Origin of the sequence: Dysgonomonas sp. 37-18 (assembly GCF_001899125.1) — a bacterium.
Lineage (GTDB): Bacteria > Bacteroidota > Bacteroidia > Bacteroidales > Dysgonomonadaceae > Dysgonomonas.
The window spans coordinates 16,333-34,042 of sequence record NZ_MKVC01000048.1; the positions used below are offsets into that span (position 1 = coordinate 16,333).

The following is a 17,710-nucleotide window of genomic DNA, read 5'->3' on the forward strand; positions in this document are numbered from 1 at the left end:
TGTTTTTTTGATGTTTTACGTTTAATATTATATATAAGACATTAGCCTTTATTGTATTATTGTTTATTTATATTGTTTATTATGAGATATTTAATCGTATGTTAATTGTGTTTTATTTTATTGAATATACATATGATACTCTAAAGTAAATAATGATAGCTTTAAATCATTTATTAAATAATAGTACGTATAGACTGTTTTTTATTTATATATATGATTTGTATTTAGTTCAAATAATTGAAATATTCAAAATGTAGATGTTCATTATTTCATATTTGAATAATTAGTATATATGTATGTTTTTATAATATATACTATATAACTTATTACCAGAATAATATATATATTAAATAAACAGTATATACAGTATTATATTTGATTTTTTTAATTTATATATATATATTTGTGAGTCAAAATTCGTATATATTGAATATTAACATTTTAACAAAATGGATACTAAAGACTTAGTATTTACTGAAGCATTTAAGCTATTTTCAAAAAAACCATATGATCAGGTTACATACACTGATTTGGAGAAAGCAACAGGTTTAAGTAGAGGTGCTATTTTGTATCATATAAAAAACAAGAAGAACCTATTTGGGATAGTGGTCAGCGAATTTATTCTAAAAAAAAGTTCCATTCCAGAACTATCTTTCGAGAATGGAGATAGTCTTAAAAATTTCATAGATCGATTTTTGGAAAATTCCAGATTGGAAAAGAAGTATTTAAAAAAAAGAGGTATAGAGAATATAAATTTATCTATGCTAAATCTAAGTTCCCAGGCATTTTATTATTGTCCTGTAATGACAGAAAGATATTCGGAATGGATGAGAAGTCAATTGAGTACTTGGACGAAGATTGTCAGAATTGCTATTGATAAAGGGGAGATACGTAATGATATGAGTGCTGATCTAATAGCCTCATTATTTCATAACGTTTATTTTGGGCTTGCTTATTCGGGTAGTGCACTCCCTAATGGATATGATTTGGAAGTGCTTGAAACAGAGTTCAAGACTATATACAGTTTCATATCTTGTAAATAATAACTATAGAGTAGATGTTATAATACGTTTTCTCTTTAATAAATATAGGTAGCTAAATAAGATATAAACTCTTAAAAAAGTCTTAATTGAGAGATCGTTAATTTTCAAATTGAAATCTTTCTAAAAAGCAGGTAATAATGGCCATATCTAATTATAAAATAAGCATAGCTTAGTATTTTTATATTTAATCGAATATATAAAATCTCTTATACTGAAAGAGTAGGAACTTCTCGTTTTTCTTTTCTCCAATATATATATAATCTGTATTCTTATATCCCCCATATTTATTCCATGAATCTTTAATTAATTCATTTATTCTATTCTGTAAATAAGTGCATTAATAAACTAAATACTCCCCAGATTAATAGTTAAAAAAATTATTATTCTCTTACATATTTAATACAAAAATACATTTTAAAGAAATTCTACCCCATTCCTCTCGTCTATTTTTTTATAATTGATAATTTACATTACTTTATGCATCAACCGTTTATATGTATCTATCAAAAATATCCCACCTAACTGTGGAATATAAGATCTTTTAATCTCAGATCTTTGCATCAAATCAATAGTTAGTAGCATGAAAGTAATAGTTATAGAATCGGAAGCCTATAAAAGACTAGTACGAAAAATCGACCGGATTCATTCTTTTATACAAAAACAAGAGAAAGAAAATACTATCATACAACAATCCGATCCATCAGAGGTGTGGCTAAGTGATCAAGATGCTGCTACCATATTGCGGGTAAGTAAACGCACCATGCAGCGGTTACGCAGTAACGGAGAAATAACTTATTCAATCAGGGGAGGAAAAGTGTGGTATATGTTGGCAGAGGTCAAACGTCTATTACCGGGACTTGTGGTAAACAAGGATAAGAAAGGAGGTAACCCATGAGCAATGACGAAGGATTAAAAGATTTCATACAAAAGTGGTTCGAGCAATTCATGGGACGTTTTGACCGATTGGATAAATTTATGGATATCATGAGCGGACGCCATAACGTACTAAATGGTGAACGTCTTTTAGATAATCAAGACTTGTGCCAAATGCTGAACGTAAGCAGAAGGACACTCCAACAAAAATGTATTCGATTGAATTACAGGAAGTTAATTGATTCAAAACAAGGGGTAGGTAATGATTTAGAAACAACCGAGACTCATTACTCTGCTTTGATTTTCATAGATTCAAATAGCTCTTTCACTAACAAAGATATATAATTTATCAAACATAGAATAAAAATTCGTTTCCATTTTTTACAAACTTATCCTGCGACCCTCTTCCCTCCCTCCTTCGGATTGGTTCACTATCATATCCATTAGCACCGGATATTGTCGTTCCGAATCTCATACTATCGGATAGATAGTCTCGGATAGATTAAGCAAGAGTACGCCTTTTGGTTATACACTTGGCTTGATTGATTGGTTTTGGTAACCCCCCATACTTCCTTTTTTCGAATTTAACGCTTTTTCCATCCTTTTCATTATCCTATCTCCTCTTGGCACGAAACAAATCCAGTGAGGTTCTCCTGTTCGTTAGGCAAAGGTATTTCATATTCCCGGTACGACATAAATTCGGGGGCCCACAAGGGGTTTTGTAAACAATCTTCCTCTTTCCCTATCGGTCGAGCGTATTCTTTACAAAAAATTTGTCATACCGAGAATCTGACCTTTTGATGCCTACGAAACAATAGAAACCTCACTGGCTCCGCTCCGGCAGAAAAAAAAAGTCGATGGATATGAAAAAAACAGAAAACAATAAAGAAAACAATATTTCCTACTTTCCACTTAGCATAAAAATGGTGTTGGGAGTGGCTCTGTTGGGTATTTGTGTGTGGTGTGTGACCGAAACGGGAGCATCACTACTGTGGGTTGCAGGAGTGTGCATACTTCTCCGTAGCGTGCTTAAAATCATCCGTTTGTCGATTCGGATTATTCTCTCTCTTATATCCCTACTTTATCTGATTCTTATCTGCATGGCAATAATCTTATTTATTCTTTAAAATCAAATCATTATGGATAATATACATATTAAAAAGTCAAAGACAATAGCATTTACAGGACATCGCCATATCAATGCTGATAATATTGCTCCCTTGAGAGAAGAATTAACACATACAATCCGTGAGCAGTACCACAATGGCTATACTACATACAATTGTGGGTGGTGCAGTGGGATTCGATTTACTGGCAGCAGAGATTGTATTGGAGTTGCAACAGGAGTTTACAGATATACAATTATTGTGTGCTGTTCCATATGCAGGGCATCATATTTATTTCAGAAATGAATCCATGCAACGCTATATCCATATAGCTGACAAGGCAACAGCAAATATTATTCTATCCTCTCATTACTATGACGGCTGCTTCCTCCGCCGTAACGATTACATGATAGAACAGTGCTCTTTACTGATAGCCTATTACAATCACTCGTTCCGAAGTGGTACAGGCCATACAGTCCGCAGAGCGGAAACAAATAACATTTCAATTATTAACCTATATAAAATAATACAATCATGGCAAAGCAATTTTTAATATTCGCAGGAAAAGAGATAGATACAGATACTCAAACTGTAAGTGTAAATCAAATCGTACAGTTAGAGGGGTATAGCTATTCAAAATATGTAGTCTATGAAATTAAGAAAGACCAATGGGGAGTACATTACAAGCTAATCAATCTCAAAGATTATTCTTTCCATACAAGCGAACTGATACAACCATTAAGCGAGAAATTCGGTATCGGTATGTATTACGATGATAAGAACCCGACATTCAAGACTAATGAAGAAGTAGCAGTACTCTTAGCCAAAGCACAAACCAAACGAGTGGATGAAATGGAAGTACAGAGAGCCGAAGAAAAACGCAGAGAGGATATTCGGGTGATCGGTCGGGAGTGGATTACAAACAATCTGCCCGAAGATACCAAAGCCATTATTATCGCTTGCTTGAAACAGAACGAATCCGATTCACAAACGGATTACTATGGGGCATCTACTGTGCGTACCGTGATACTTGGCTTTTCCAAACATACGCGGGATATATTTTCCGAAATGCGGAAATGTGCATCCAATTTTGAAGAAACCGCCCATCTATCCGAGTATAACGAAAGCTATGAGAACAAGGAAAAATACAGCATGGGCAAAGGCTATTATTTAGGGGAAAGTTATTACAGCGGTTGGATAATCAAGAAAGAGTCTATAGGGAGCAAGGAACAGGCTATACAACATTTCTCATATATTGCTGGCTGTCCCGATGCTATCCATATTAAACCAAATAGACAAGACAGACAAGCTGATATAATAGAGAATGAACAAACAGCCATACATATAAAATCTGAGAACCTTTCTTTTGAGATAGTCGATTATTCAGAGAAAGCAATCGCCCTCTTTGGAGATACCAAAGCAATCAAAGATTTACTCAAAGCTATGGGTGGAAAATTCAATCCACGATTGACACATAATGATGAAAAACAGGCAGGGTGGATATTTGCCCCCAGTCAGAGAGCCGAATTAGAAATAGTATTAAACTTAAATAAGTAATAGCCATGTGGAGAATAATTGACAACAAAGGTACTCTTTACTCGGGTAGTGAAGAAGATATAAAGATCATATACGATCAAATCAAAAGCGGTCAGATACAAGAAAAATAGTACGGAGATTTATTACTGATACAAGTACACGATATATACAAATAACGAATAAAATAGAAAGCATTATGAAATCAACAGCATATTTTACACGGACCATATTAACCTATTTGGAGAAACGAGCATCAGAAGACCCTTTGTTCGCCCAGTCGTTTGCCAATCCCGATAGAGACATAGATCAGTGCTGTACTTACATTTTAAACCAAGTTCAAAAATCGGGCTGTAATGGCTTCCACGATGATGAAATTCTCGAATTGGCTGAAAGTTATTATACAGCGGATAATATAGAGGTAGGTAAGCCTATCAATGTCCGAATTTCTGTAAACCATGTGGTAGAATTAACTGCTGAAGAGCGAGAACAGGCACGGCAGGATGCCATTCAAAAGGCACAAGACGATGCTTACAACAAGATGATGCAACCCAAGAAGAAAGCAGTAAGAGTTCAACTCAATACCTCTGGACAAACTAGTCTATTCGATTAACGCTAAAAAAAATATCAGATGAAACCAAAGAATATATTCCAAAAACAGATTGTAGAAGCAAGTAAAACCTTACCCTCTATTACCCAAGAGCAAATACAGTGGGGCTATGACAATGCCATCAGCTATGTAGGACAACGCACAAAGGGAGGTAAAATTACCTGTTGTAAATGTTCCCATTCGTGGCAGAGTATGGAAGAGTTAAAAACCACACTCTTAGGTTGTGAGTGCCCAAATTGTAAATCAAAACTAATCGTCAAGACAAGCCAAAAGCGGAGTTTCAATGATAGCTATTATATGACTATCATAGATGCACACAAAGGCTATCATGTGGTGCGGACAATTATGTTAAGCTATACTACCAAAGTGGGAAAACTACCCGAGTATACCCATTCGGAGGTCATGCAACGCTGGATAGCACCCGATGGGAAGCATTGCACCTTTGCACGGCTTCGGCAAACAATGGGAACGATGTACTATGATTTATGGCTATTTTATACTCCATTGGAATTGCGTAGCGAAAATACGAATAATAAGTATTACATAAATATCTATGATAGAATATCTACAGGAGCAGTTTATCCGAAACAAAAGCTAATACCCGAATTGAAACGTACAGGCTATAAAACAGCCTTATACAACCAAAAGCCGTTGGATCTATACCGTATCTTACTAACGGATAGTAAAGCAGAAACACTGATAAAAACGAAACAGACTAAATTATTAAAACGAATCTTAGACATGGGTTGGAAGCATATAGACAATTATTGGGCATCCGTTCGTATATGCCAGAGAAACAATTATAGAATCAAGGATGCAACCCTTTGGTGCGATTATATAGACTTACTCCGATTCTTTGGTAAAGACCTGCACAACGCAAAATATGTTTGTCCTGCCAATCTGAAAGCAGAGCATGACAGATATGTAGTCAAAAAAGCTAAAGCCGATGCACTGTTAGAAATAGAGAAACAACTCGAAAAGGAAGATTCATACAAAGAAGCCAAAGCGAAGTTTTTCGGTATCATATTCTCCAATGGACTACTTAATATCCGTGTATTGGAAAGTGTAGCGGAGATTATAGCTGAGGGAAAGGCTTTGAAGCACTGTGTATCGACCTATCATTCAAAAGAAGATTCGTTAATTCTATCAGCTTGTATCAATGGGAAGAGAATCGAAACGGTCGAAGTCTCAATCTCTCAACTGAAAGTTATCCAAAGTCGAGGCTCATGCAATAAGATGACCAAATACCACAATCAAATCATCAGTCTTATCAATGAGAATATTACTTTGATAGAGGAACGGATGATAGCATAAATGATAGAACTAAAAAACAATCAGTTATGAATGACTATTTTGAACAGCAAAAGGCTGAACCGCAAATAGAGATAGAGTTGAATGTAAACCGATGGGTAATTATATCCATCGGTTACAGAGGCAGCGATTGCAAGACAGCTGATGTAATACTCTATACATACACGCTCTCCATTGATATGAGTAAAAAATACAGCTATGTATTTCGATGGAGAGCAGCTAAATTGCAATGCAAACACCCCAAAGAATATATCTGTATATGGCAGAGCCATTTTGACAAAAATACTTCGTTGAGATTAGATCACGATAGCTTGTATTCGAAGGTTATCCGTTGGAAAGGATTGGTAACAAGAGCCAAGAATATCATAAAGAAATACGAGGACGAAAGATTGAAAACATTATTCCACGATTTTGAAAATGATCCTATTTGGTTGGATGCACAAGTCAAATTACAACAACGTGTCGATGGACTTGCAAAGTTACAAGCAGCATTAGATAAGGCATTGGCAGAATATAACAACAAAAAAACAGCATGAATATGAAAAGATTAACAACATATACACACGCCTGATATTGTACCGATGAAGTTGATTTATTGGCAGGATTGGCTGAAATCGAGGAAGCGATGAAACATTACGAGAGGATGGACAAAAAAATACCGACCTATTTCTACGTTCGAAAAAGTAAACTCAAAGAAAAACTGAAAATTGTTGTAACAAAAGGACTAAAGGCTGATGAGTTCAGATACAGAGAGCATATATTCAAAGCGGAACGACAGTTTAAGGAACATGAGGATTGTAGGTCGTAGATTGACACGTCTAATCGTTTACGGATGGGATTGGAACGAGTTTTGGGTATGTGCCAATATTATTAAACACGAAAATCTATCCCTCAGACATGCAGATGTATTTTTAATGGGCAGTGATATGTTAGTTGTCCCATGCGAAAACTTTTTGGGAAGATATACAATCGAATAACGAACTATGATACAGAAACTATCATATATACAACTATTGGCGGACTGAGAAATTCAGTCCGTTTCTTTTTTCGGTGAGCCTGATGCGGAGAAAAAAGAAACAAAAAACCATGAGATGAAATTAGTCGATTTAACTATCTTTGCCCCTGAAATAATTTAAAACAAACATGAAACAACTAACTGACAATTTGAATCAATTATTTGCTGATTTTGCAAAAGATGCAGCATTGCAAGTAGAAGCCGGAAACAAAGCAGCCGGAACACGTGCCCGTAAAGCATCTCTGGCTATTGAAAAAGCATTGAAAGAATTTCGTAAAAAATCAATTGAACACTCAAAGTAAAAAGTTCAAAAGATACGATAACTTTCATTGGGGTAGATTTTTGCTACCCTTTTTTGTTTTCTGTTCATCGAATTTTACTTACTTTGGTATGGATTAAACTTCTAAAATATGACGGAACGCTTTTACGATATAAGCCATTTATCTACCACCCAACTTCAGGAGTTGTACACTACCTATATAAGAAAGGGTTGGAAAGACTTTGATTATTATGAGCTGATGCCTGAAGGTATTAAACCCGCAGATATTTCGGATGCAGAAGTAATTATGAGTATTGATGCTACTCACGAACACAATTATTGCGTTTTGATGATTGACAGCGAAGATGAACAGGACGGCATTATGTTTGGCTTCGGTTTGTCGTATTATCCCGATTTTGCAATCTACCTACATCTGCCACTGAATCTATTGGATGAGTTGGTTGCTAAATATGGACTGATAGCCAAAGAGGAAGCAAAGGGTTATACTATTAATGAATTTCTGATTGAGAACCATCTGAAAAATTCGCAGAACTAATATTGTTGTATTATGGCTGTAAAACTGGATAAATGGTTAGTTGCACAAAAGAAACATCGCCTATCGGATAAACATACTATGATGGCGAGGAAATTAGGTCTAAATCCGGATAAATTAGGCAAAATAGATAATCACAAGCAAGAACTCTGGAAAGCTCCCCTGCCACAATTTATAGAAAATATTTATTTCAAACGTTTCAAAAGGGAAGAGCCATTAATAGTAAAACCCATTAAACAACTAATTGCCGAAGAGAAAGTAAAAAAAGAGAAGCAGAAAAAGGCAAAAGAACAAAAACGAAAAGCCAGACCTCAAGAAAGTGAGCCTACAGCTAACGATGGACAAATTACTGAAAAGCCCATTGGACAAGCCGAGAACATAAAAAAGGTCAGTTACAAGAACATAAAGCCGATAACAAAGGTAAAATTAGATGCCGGAGATATCCCTGAAACCATATTGCAAAAGGAAGTACACATCTTTGATGAAGCATCAATCTTTATGAAAAAGAGAATGTAGCATTATCTGAGCTCGGATTTATGCTGAAAAAAATATATCCTCAGTATAAGCCTCGCCGTTATGGTTGCAAGACATTGGGCGAGATTTATAATAAATTAGATAAGTACGAGGTCATTCAGACCGAAGAGAAAGGAGCTTGTAATATTGTCAAAAAAAAGAAAATTAATTTATTCCCGAACTAACTTCCAAATGAGAAATTTGTAATGGAAGAATTGCGACCTTTAAAAAGGTAAATCATCACCAATATTCTCTTCAACTACAGCTACTTTTTGCAAAGGCTTAAAAGAGTATTTTGTAAAGAACTCATTAGCTATTTTCAGAATTGAGTCGTCCGTTAAATTGTCATTTTTTAAATAATTAGAGTGTATGAACTCAATGATTTCATTATCCATAGACTTAATATCCTTAATGAGATTCAACCATTTAGACGCTTCATTATTGTTCTTTGAATTTAGAAGTAAGCCAGCCAATATCTTAAGGTAAGTCTTTTGCGAAATTTTATTACTGCATAATATATGGAATATTTCTTCGGCTAATTTGTTCGCACTCTTACCATTAGATTGTATACCCTGAACTTTGCCAAAAAGCCCGTAAGGATCGCAGCCCTTTCTTATAGGAATGACCAAGATATTTCTACCTAAAGCATAGCCAACTTCCTGATCACACCATTTGCTATTATTAAACTCAGGAGTAATTATAGCGCACAAACAATGCATCGTCTTTAACGCACTCTCTATTTCGTTAGCCCACAATTTTGTTGGTTCAATATCCTCATGTGCTACAAAACTAGAAATTCCATAAGAGGCTAATGCTACCTTTAAATTCGATGCTGATATTTTATCTTTGGTTAAATGGCTGATAAATACATTATAGTAGCCAAAATCTCAAAATGTAAAATCAGCAATATCTTCCTCGGAATCAATATCATTAGCAGAATCAAAAGGTACAATTATTACTTTATTAAATACAATACTTTCGTCTCCTTTAGTCACATCATTGAGAATTGTATTTATTAAGGATTCTATATTCCCAATTTCATCTTTCTTTTCTAGTCTTACATATTCAGTAGCAGAAACAGAAAGCTCTACTTGATAAAAATCAATTCCACCATTCCAGTTATCATGTCCGGTTTGCATACAGCTCAAATTATCTCTTTTGAATAATTTTAGAATTTCAGTTTCACCTTTAGCTTTTAACAAAGCTTTCACTGTGTCGTAGTAATGAATCAAAATACCTTGATCAGTCATAGAGGTTACATTATATTATTAATAAATACAAATTTAAAAAGAAAAGGATGAGAATTTAAGTTTCTCATCCTTTTCTATAAAATTTATTCTATTTCTTCACCCCACAGATCAACGTCTTTAGGAGCAGTCACCAGCGAATAAATAATCCCTACCCATGTAGAGATATACGAAATTACCATCATCGTCATCATTATTCTACCTCCTCTTCGCTATTATCATTGTTGAACGAAAACGAGAGTTCAAAAACATTCTGATAATTATCCGAGAAATAAATATCAATAACCTGCTGGTCTTCTGATTGGGATGTGTAGTACAGTCTAAACGTCTCCTTTGTCAGTTCATAAGTGTCATTGGGTAGGAATATCGTTCCGTCATCCGATTGTAAGCTGCCTTTCCCATTGGGCTGAAAATACCGCAGATAATACTTCGCATTGTCGTATTTTCCCGAACGTTCCAACTGACAACGAATTTCAGCTGTTTCCCCAACCTTTAGTCTTTTTTGAACAGGGAGGTGACTAACCTCAAATGTATAACCCTGACGAATATCAATATTATCGCTACAGGCATACCCTATTGCGACCAGCAATAGGGTAAATATTATATATGATGCAAATTTCTTCATATTGTTATTGTATTTATTTAGTTCTTAATTGATTATAATCTTGATGCCCAAACCTATTTGCGTGTGGAATTTATTAACCAATGAACCACCCAATAGGCGTTCCCGAGCATTCAACAACAGAACCACCCGATCAGTCAGATAGGTTTCTATCTCGAAACTGACAGCTCCACCATACAAGAAGTTGTCTTCCGAAGTAATCGTCGCCCCATCAAAGAGCAGTTCCTTTCCCCAGTTGATCGTTTCATAGCCGGCCATCGCCGATACACCCACCGAAAAGGAAACCGTCTTAGAAGGATCGGATAAGAATTTCAGGTAGTGCCCACCCTCTACGGTTATCTGCGAGAGTGGCAGCAGCCTATCCTTGTACTCATATGACTTTTGTAGGTATTCCGCACCAAATGTCCAGCGATTGCCATTGTGCGTATAGGTGGATAGCCCCATACCCACAAAGAAAGCCTGGCCATCCGTTTTTTTAAACTGAAAACCATCCACAGCACCGCCTGTAATCTGAATCCCTTTTTGCCCCGGCAGATAGCGTTGGGCATAAGCCTGCTCTATAAGAAATAGGCTCAAAGCAAAGGATAGTGTAATAATCAATAATGTCCTCATGCTTACTTGATTTTTAGTTCGTTGATTTGCTCTGCACGTATCAGGTCTTCATTCTCTACAATAAATGATTGGTTACGGCCACCATTTTTTTCGAATAACTCAATGACCAACTGCTTGTCATTGGGAATGGTTATCTTATCAATGGTAAATACAGTTCGTTCGGTCTGATTACCACCCACCTGAGAAATAAAATTGTAAGCACGGAGCGGATAAATAACGGTTTCCTGAACAGCCGTTTGCTTCACCATTTTTTTATCTACGACCTTGAATCGGATAAAATCAATAGCAAAAGCCACATTCGAGGAGTTCTTAATTTGCGTATGCAAATACAGAAGTCCATTGTGGCTATAAATACCTTTTAATAGGTATTGAATGCCAAAGCGTTTCGCCCCGATATGTTTTACAATCCGTTTATCATTCTGATAAATAGAGCGATTAATCAGGTAGACAATGCGGGGCGATTCGCTGCCTAATTCCTTCAGATAGATATCTATTGAATTATTGGGACGATTCGTTGCTATGCCATCATGCATAAAATCTTTCATTTCAATGTTTAGCTTTTCCGGCTCATCGGCATATTTCACATTGAACGTATAATAACTACCTTCGTCGGTAATAACCGCCATATTGGTCTCCGTCTCGAATTGTCGGGTTGCAGCCTTTACACGCAATACATTTTCAGACGTTCCGGCCTTACCAGCGATGATGTTATTGGACCCTAAGTCCACATATTTTATCGCAGCAGGAAAAATGATATGTACCGTCTTATCGAAAGTTACCTCTAATCCGTAGGGAGGTATCATTCTATCGAAAGTTATCTTTTTGGATAAGCCTTCGTAATAGTCCCCATAAGTCGGTTTAAGCACTTGTTGCAGATCTTCCTGTATATCTCTTGTCTCTTCTGTCTGTGCATGGACTGTTATTACTGTCAGCACCAATGCAAATGCAATAATATATTTCTTCATGTTTTTATTTCTTTGATTAATAAATACTTGTTCGTTTTTTGATTGTTAACTAATGACTACTAATTGTTTACTGTTTCGGCATCAGCATTACCCGATAACCCGATTTGAGTGTTACCTTGACCTGTCGTATTTTCTTTTGCATATAGGCCGATACGCCCTGTATCGCTCCTTTGTTTAGGTCGGAGGCCAACTGTGCCCCTGTACTCTGTGTCATGGTAAAACTACTGCCGATACTGTTGCCCATATTGGCAACAATCTCTTTAGCAGCATTCATTTCCAATGAGCCGGGAATATGAATCCCCTTCTGACCATCTGTGTCATACGTGAGCATTTCTACCGGAATAATAGTACCTTCATATTCTATCGAGGAAATGAGAATATCTAATCGTTCGCCTTGCACTTTAGCTATTCCTGTCAAAATCGTATTCTCGGGGATTAGTGTCATTCCGGCAACCAAAGGTTCAGTCAATCGCAAGCGGGTTGTCTGCCCGTCTATAATCGTCTGATCGTCATGGATAACCGCAGAAATCGTATTTTTAGTATTTATACCAATCTCTCCATCCATTGTATTGAAACTCATGTTTCGGGGCTGATCATACATCCGATACAATTCACTATTGCTAACATTCTGAGCCAAAGATGAAACCGTGTTCTTCTGTATCTGCCGAACAGGACTAAGGGGCGTTTTACCATTTTTAGAGGAACTATCTTTGCCATAATTATCAATCCTATTTTTTAACGAATTGTTCGGAGTTTCCTGATTCTGACCTTGTGGCATATACTTAGCCGCCATCTCGTAGGATTTCTCCATCAACAAGAGTTGTTCATCGACTGCCGACTGTTTGTCATCCTTTTCTTGCATCTTAGCTTCCAGTTCCTCCAATTTTCGCTTCATCTCTTCCTTTTCGGGATCGTCTTTGGGCTTTTCGTAAAAGTTACCCAATGTGCGATTAATATCCCGATATGCCGATACCGAGTTGTTGATCGGGGCTTTCGGAGTCGAAACTGATTCATTGTAATTTTGATCATCACCCATATTAATTGTTACCCGCTCACTCTTAGAGTTTTCCAGCATATCAGCATATCCCTGTAAAGATTGCATCCGGTCTTTCTGCCGTTGTTGTGTCTGCTCCTGTTCGTAGGCACTCATTTTGTCGCCGACAATGCCGTCTTTCTTGGGATCGGGTATATCGACATTGAAGCCCATACCTATCTGCTCTTTAGCTATATCTTCGTCCGATGGGGCAAAGATCAGCCAAAAGCATCCCGCACAAACAATCGCCATCAGTACGAAAATCGCATACTTAATGAGCTTTTGTTTTTGTGCTTCGCTTAATTTTGGTTTACCCGCCATATAATTTTTTGTTATAATTTATACTACTCAAAGTCATAGTGACTTATCGTTATTATTCTAAGAGGGAGAAATAAAAGGGTCTGCGACCCTAATACTATCCGGCACCTCTATATTCAGTTCAGAGTCTAAAAAGTCAAAGTCAAATTGTCTCTTTTTTGGCTTTGTCTTTTCCAGTTCCAATCCTTTCATGTGCTCTATCTTCAATTGTTCCTTTCGCTCCTGCTCCCTGCCCCAATTACTGATCGAGGTAAAAGTGAAGTAGAGATTCAGGATTGCAAAGAGTAGCAGCATGATGACAATTACCGTCAATCGCTTATCGGGGGTAATCTCTCCGCACAGGTCTTTGAGTTTATTCTCCAACCAATAATACCCCAGTTCTTTTATTCGTTCTTTCATGGGCTTTGGTATTAGCGGTCTAAAACTCTTAAATCCTTATTTTCACGTATCTCGAAGCCTTCGATGGTAAATCCATGCGGATTGTTGTCGGAACGGACAGAGTTCAGAAGACGACAAGAGGTTACCAAACTACGCTCCGTGATATTACTCTCCCGAATAATCATCTGCTTGGCATAGGTCATTACCTGATAAGGATATACTTCAAGATTACAGGAGATACTATCTACCTGAATGCTCTGGTTGATGTTTCCCGATATTATCCGGTTGTAATATCCTTTCTCCGACAAGTCTTTGTAATAGTTGAAAGCCGATTTGTCCGAGAGGAATAACGCCCGTTGGATATTGCTTTCAATGGCTGACTTATCGGGAGACAGGGTAAAGAACAATTCGTGAAACCGTCTGACGTGTTCACGGGCTTCCACAGGACGATTCTGTGATAAATCCTGCGAAAGAGCGAGCATCAGCGACTTGCCGTTATCCAGCACATAGATTTTTTGCCGTTGTGCCTCTGCAAAGTCATAGGCACTCCAAACGGAGTAACCTGCAACAGCAGCACATAGGCAAAGAAAGACAATGCCGAAAATGCGGAGTTGCTTAAAGCTTGATTCGATATTTTTTAATGATTTGAATTCCATGTTTTCAATGTGATAATTAGCAAATATGCCGATATGCCGATGAAGATTACTGAGCCTTTATAATCCTTTACCATTAGCAGATTGGCATATTCAACAGGCTCATATATTAATTATTGACGAGTCTTCCTTGATGAACCGGATTGTCCTCCATTCTCTGTTGAATAGTTCCGCCCTTGTGGTTGGCTACTACCACTACCACCAGAACTGCTACTGTTGCTACTGGAATTGCCACTTTCTTTTAACCTTCCCGCAATATTTCCTGCAACAGCACCACCAAAACCTCCTGCCATAGCAGCACCTTTGGTAGCCGTACTGTTTACATTCTTACCGAAATTGCCCATGCCTCCGGCAGAGATAATCCATCCTGCCACAGTCGGAATCGTAAAATAGCCGACAATACCAATAATCAGGAACACAATGTAAATTACATCTGAACTGTCTAAAGAGAAGTTCGGGTCAGTTTCCATACGGTCGATATCCGATTGCAACATCAAAGATTGAAGTCTGGCTAATATTGTACTGAACAGATCGGAGACAGGCAACCACAGATACACCGAAATATACCGACTTATCCATTGGGTCAGTGTCGATTGAAAGCCATCCCACACCGAGATGGCAAAAGCCAGTGGTCCCAATATGGCAAGGACAATCAAAAAGAAGGTGCGTATCACATCAATAATCAGGGCAGCCGATTTGAAGATGATCTCCAATATCTCCCGAAATGCTTCCCGCAACCATTTCTTCAATTGGTACGCAGCCCGTTCGATATACAATCCGGCTTTTGTCCCGACATCCATAACACCCAATGCTTCGAGTTTGGCATCCCATATCTCGTTATCGACCAGATAAGCTGTCTCAGGATTACGTCGCATGGCTTCATATTCCAGTTTGTCCTTTATCTCGGCATAGCGTTGCATATCCAGTGTTTCGGATTGTAGCATTTCATTTGTTCCCTGTACCACCGGACTCATTACACTGTTAATCGTACCAAGTACCACAGACGGAAAGAACATAATACAAAGACCGATAGCAAAAGGACGAAGCAAAGGGTACACATCTATTGGTTCTGCACGTGCTAAGGATTGCCAAACTCGATACGCCACGTAGAATAAAGCCCCCAATCCGGCAATTCCTTTAGCGATACCAACCATGTTACCACAGAGAGGCATCATACTGTCGTAGAGCGTCCGTAGTGTCTGATGAAATTGATCGAAATCCATAATTCTAATAATTTAATGTGACAATGTGCCAATTAGCTCTTATCAAGAAATAATATTCGTAGTTTATCGGCACATTGGATAATTTACACATAGATCGTTACCAGTAACGATCACTTGGATTACCATACAACGCATTCACACGGGCAGTCTCGCCTTTCTTCTTGGCACGCAGATAGGAGACACCGATGTTTTTGTTCGTATAGTAACGCACCAAATTTCGATACTCCACCATCGAGTCGTAGCAACTATTGACTACATCCATCCGGTCTTTATCGGAGAGAGAAAGCGTACTGATATTTACTACCCCTTTCAGCTCGTTCAACACATCATTGCTCTGTTCCAATAAACGGGCATAGCCGTTGGCAATGGTATTGAGTTCTTCTATGGAGTAATTGGGATCGGACAGCATCTTTTGAAAGCTGTTGACATAGATATCCGATACTTCGCCTACCAGTAAAATGGTTTGTTGCACCTTCTTGGCATCCCGGACTAAATTATTGACTGCTTTAAGAGCATCGTAGTATTGTTTTGACTGATTGTACACCTTTTGAACCTCTTGAAAATTCTTCAACATACTACTCGCAGTCGAGGATGTCTGCACAATTTGTTTACTGGTATTGACAATGCTTTGAGTAAAATTACTCGGATCCCATACAGTCCATTGGGCACTGATATTCGAAGTGAAGAGCACAAGGCTCACACACAACATGAAGATTTTTGTTCTCATATTGAAATTGTTTTAATGATTATAATTCGTATTTTTACTTGAAATCTAAATTGGTGTAAAATGAAAAAGATTACGTTGGATTCAGATGGGACAGACTATACTGCCATTAACTTCGGAACATTGGATAAACTCTACGAACACTCTCTTATCCATCCCAAAACACAACAGGAGATTAAAGGAAAAGTGTTCTTGAAAGATGCTACCCACGCAACAGGAACTGAAATTTCGTTCAATGCCATTCCTCCTAAAACGGAAGTTCCTTATTTTCATACCCACAAAGCCGATGAAGAAACCTATATTGTTTTAAAAGGGGCAGGAGACTTTCAGGTAAATGACACCTGTTTTCCCATATCTGAAGGTTCAGTCGTTCGAGTAGCAACAGGAGCAACACGGGGTTTACGCAATTCTTCGGATGAACAAATGGTCTATATAGTTATTCAGTCGAAAGAAAACTCATTGGATGCCTATTCCGGTGAAGACGGATATCGAACTGAGTTCAATCCGAAATGGGATAGATAGCTATCCACCTCGTTTACTCTCAGTCAACAGCTTTATGGACTGTTCAATATCTCCGCCGAGTTTATCCGCCAACCGCATGACTTCCATTTTTTCGGTTTCTTCGGTTGTGTAAGTCAGATATTCTTCGGTCGATACTTCGGTAGCATATACAGCCGACTGCATTCCACCCAAGCCAATCCAGACTTCCTTGTAGATACGACCCGGATTATTGGACATATTGATGGAAAGTATCTGAGCCTTTTCTTTTTCAGTCAGACCCAACAACGCTTGTATCGAATCAAATTTGTTCATATATTTGCGTTGATCAAGCAATATCTTACAATCGGAGTTATTGATGATGGCTTCTTTGACAATCGGCGATGAAATAATATCATCTACCTCTTGGGTAACAACGATGGCTTCCCCGAAGAATTTACGAACTGTTTTATAGAGGTATTTGAGATAGGCTGCCATATTTGGCGAAGACAAAGCTTTCCATGCTTCTTCACAAATAAACTGTTTGCGAACCCCTTTTAACCTGCGCATTTTTGAAATAAATGCTTCCATGATGATAATGGTAACGATAGGGAAAAGTTCCTTATTCTGTAGGCTAAGCAC

General features: G+C 37.5%; 26 protein-coding genes and 1 pseudogene. 15 read left to right on the plus strand and 12 right to left on the minus strand.

Going from position 1 to position 17,710, the window contains the following annotated elements; genetic code table 11:
* Positions 1-449 precede the first annotated feature (449 nt).
* The 3 genes from BGO84_RS18305 (at position 450) to BGO84_RS18315 (ending at position 2,261) form a co-directional block, all read left to right on the plus strand.
* Positions 450-1,043 (plus strand): TetR/AcrR family transcriptional regulator, encoded by a 594-nt coding sequence (locus BGO84_RS18305; protein ID WP_291031351.1) that lies wholly within the window; start codon positions 450-452, stop codon positions 1,041-1,043.
* Positions 1,044-1,623: 580 nt separating this feature from the next.
* On the plus strand, positions 1,624-1,938 hold the full coding sequence (locus BGO84_RS18310; protein ID WP_291031353.1) for a helix-turn-helix domain-containing protein: 315 nt from the start codon (positions 1,624-1,626) through the stop codon (positions 1,936-1,938).
* Positions 1,935-2,261 (plus strand): hypothetical protein, encoded by a 327-nt coding sequence (locus BGO84_RS18315; protein WP_291031355.1) that lies wholly within the window; start codon positions 1,935-1,937, stop codon positions 2,259-2,261. The genes BGO84_RS18310 and BGO84_RS18315 overlap by 4 nt, the downstream gene beginning before the upstream one ends.
* A 4-nt stretch (positions 2,262-2,265) precedes the next feature.
* Here BGO84_RS18315 and BGO84_RS18320 read toward each other — a convergent pair whose 3' ends face one another.
* Positions 2,266-2,391, minus strand: coding sequence for a hypothetical protein (locus BGO84_RS18320; RefSeq protein ID WP_291031357.1), 126 nt, complete (start codon positions 2,389-2,391; stop codon positions 2,266-2,268).
* A gap of 388 nt (positions 2,392-2,779) precedes the next feature.
* On the opposite strand from BGO84_RS18320, the gene BGO84_RS18325 reads away from it, so the two are divergent.
* From BGO84_RS18325 to BGO84_RS18375, 11 genes and pseudogenes are all read left to right on the plus strand, one after another.
* Positions 2,780-3,043, plus strand: a complete 264-nt coding sequence (locus tag BGO84_RS18325; RefSeq protein WP_291031359.1) for a hypothetical protein — start codon at positions 2,780-2,782, stop codon at positions 3,041-3,043.
* A gap of 121 nt (positions 3,044-3,164) precedes the next feature.
* The gene (locus BGO84_RS18330; RefSeq protein ID WP_291031361.1) at positions 3,165-3,575 is read left to right on the plus strand and encodes an SLOG family protein; all 411 of its coding nucleotides are present in this window, start codon (positions 3,165-3,167) and stop codon (positions 3,573-3,575) included.
* On the plus strand, positions 3,557-4,579 hold the full coding sequence (locus tag BGO84_RS18335; protein WP_291031363.1) for a fusion protein: 1,023 nt from the start codon (positions 3,557-3,559) through the stop codon (positions 4,577-4,579). Before BGO84_RS18330 ends, BGO84_RS18335 begins: the two co-directional genes overlap by 19 nt.
* Before the next feature lie 175 nt (positions 4,580-4,754).
* Positions 4,755-5,168: a PcfK-like family protein gene (locus tag BGO84_RS18340; RefSeq protein WP_291031365.1), complete on the plus strand. Its 414-nt coding sequence runs from the start codon at positions 4,755-4,757 to the stop codon at positions 5,166-5,168.
* A gap of 18 nt (positions 5,169-5,186) precedes the next feature.
* Positions 5,187-6,479 (plus strand): PcfJ domain-containing protein, encoded by a 1,293-nt coding sequence (locus tag BGO84_RS18345; protein ID WP_291031367.1) that lies wholly within the window; start codon positions 5,187-5,189, stop codon positions 6,477-6,479.
* A gap of 26 nt (positions 6,480-6,505) precedes the next feature.
* Entirely contained in the window at positions 6,506-7,012 is a 507-nt protein-coding gene (locus BGO84_RS18350; RefSeq protein ID WP_291031369.1) for a hypothetical protein, read from the plus strand.
* A 198-nt stretch (positions 7,013-7,210) separates the two neighbouring features.
* Positions 7,211-7,453, plus strand: a complete 243-nt coding sequence (locus BGO84_RS18355; RefSeq protein WP_291031371.1) for a hypothetical protein — start codon at positions 7,211-7,213, stop codon at positions 7,451-7,453.
* A gap of 166 nt (positions 7,454-7,619) precedes the next feature.
* Positions 7,620-7,793: a histone H1 gene (locus BGO84_RS18360; protein ID WP_291031373.1), complete on the plus strand. Its 174-nt coding sequence runs from the start codon at positions 7,620-7,622 to the stop codon at positions 7,791-7,793.
* Positions 7,794-7,901: 108 nt separating this feature from the next.
* Positions 7,902-8,306: a hypothetical protein gene (locus tag BGO84_RS18365; protein ID WP_291031375.1), complete on the plus strand. Its 405-nt coding sequence runs from the start codon at positions 7,902-7,904 to the stop codon at positions 8,304-8,306.
* A gap of 12 nt (positions 8,307-8,318) precedes the next feature.
* Positions 8,319-8,612 (plus strand): annotated as a pseudogene (locus BGO84_RS18370) (hypothetical protein); the annotation flags it as partial.
* A 227-nt stretch (positions 8,613-8,839) separates the two neighbouring features.
* On the plus strand, positions 8,840-9,001 hold the full coding sequence (locus BGO84_RS18375; protein WP_291031377.1) for a hypothetical protein: 162 nt from the start codon (positions 8,840-8,842) through the stop codon (positions 8,999-9,001).
* A gap of 39 nt (positions 9,002-9,040) precedes the next feature.
* Here BGO84_RS18375 and BGO84_RS18380 read toward each other — a convergent pair whose 3' ends face one another.
* The 10 genes from BGO84_RS18380 to BGO84_RS18425 form a co-directional block, all read right to left on the minus strand.
* On the minus strand, positions 9,041-9,679 hold the full coding sequence (locus BGO84_RS18380; protein WP_291031400.1) for a toll/interleukin-1 receptor domain-containing protein: 639 nt from the start codon (positions 9,677-9,679) through the stop codon (positions 9,041-9,043).
* Between the two features lie 24 nt (positions 9,680-9,703).
* Positions 9,704-10,066 (minus strand): hypothetical protein, encoded by a 363-nt coding sequence (locus tag BGO84_RS18385; RefSeq protein WP_291031379.1) that lies wholly within the window; start codon positions 10,064-10,066, stop codon positions 9,704-9,706.
* 190 nt (positions 10,067-10,256) lie between these two features.
* Positions 10,257-10,688, minus strand: a complete 432-nt coding sequence (locus tag BGO84_RS18390; protein ID WP_291031381.1) for a DUF3872 domain-containing protein — start codon at positions 10,686-10,688, stop codon at positions 10,257-10,259.
* Between the two features lie 24 nt (positions 10,689-10,712).
* The gene (locus BGO84_RS18395) at positions 10,713-11,297 is read right to left on the minus strand and encodes a conjugal transfer protein TraO (protein ID WP_291031383.1); all 585 of its coding nucleotides are present in this window, start codon (positions 11,295-11,297) and stop codon (positions 10,713-10,715) included.
* Positions 11,298-11,299: 2 nt separating this feature from the next.
* The gene (gene traN / locus BGO84_RS18400) at positions 11,300-12,262 is read right to left on the minus strand and encodes a conjugative transposon protein TraN (protein ID WP_291031385.1); all 963 of its coding nucleotides are present in this window, start codon (positions 12,260-12,262) and stop codon (positions 11,300-11,302) included.
* A 67-nt stretch (positions 12,263-12,329) separates the two neighbouring features.
* Entirely contained in the window at positions 12,330-13,616 is a 1,287-nt protein-coding gene (gene traM, locus BGO84_RS18405) for a conjugative transposon protein TraM (RefSeq protein WP_291031386.1), read from the minus strand.
* Positions 13,617-13,673: 57 nt separating this feature from the next.
* Positions 13,674-14,012: a TraL conjugative transposon family protein gene (locus BGO84_RS18410; protein ID WP_291031388.1), complete on the minus strand. Its 339-nt coding sequence runs from the start codon at positions 14,010-14,012 to the stop codon at positions 13,674-13,676.
* 11 nt (positions 14,013-14,023) lie between these two features.
* Positions 14,024-14,647 (minus strand): conjugative transposon protein TraK, encoded by a 624-nt coding sequence (traK, locus tag BGO84_RS18415; RefSeq protein WP_291031391.1) that lies wholly within the window; start codon positions 14,645-14,647, stop codon positions 14,024-14,026.
* Between the two features lie 110 nt (positions 14,648-14,757).
* Positions 14,758-15,867, minus strand: coding sequence for a conjugative transposon protein TraJ (gene traJ / locus BGO84_RS18420; protein ID WP_291031393.1), 1,110 nt, complete (start codon positions 15,865-15,867; stop codon positions 14,758-14,760).
* A gap of 97 nt (positions 15,868-15,964) precedes the next feature.
* Positions 15,965-16,594 carry a DUF4141 domain-containing protein gene (locus tag BGO84_RS18425; RefSeq protein ID WP_291031395.1) on the minus strand — a complete coding sequence of 210 codons (630 nt, stop codon included), beginning with the start codon at positions 16,592-16,594 and terminating at the stop codon, positions 15,965-15,967.
* A gap of 60 nt (positions 16,595-16,654) precedes the next feature.
* Between BGO84_RS18425 and BGO84_RS18430 the strand changes: the two genes are divergently transcribed.
* Positions 16,655-17,113 carry a cupin domain-containing protein gene (locus BGO84_RS18430; RefSeq protein ID WP_291031397.1) on the plus strand — a complete coding sequence of 153 codons (459 nt, stop codon included), beginning with the start codon at positions 16,655-16,657 and terminating at the stop codon, positions 17,111-17,113.
* On the opposite strand, the gene BGO84_RS18435 is transcribed toward BGO84_RS18430, so the two are convergent.
* Positions 17,114-17,710 (minus strand): TraG family conjugative transposon ATPase (locus BGO84_RS18435; protein WP_291031398.1); only part of this gene is annotated, 597 nt, incomplete at its 5' end.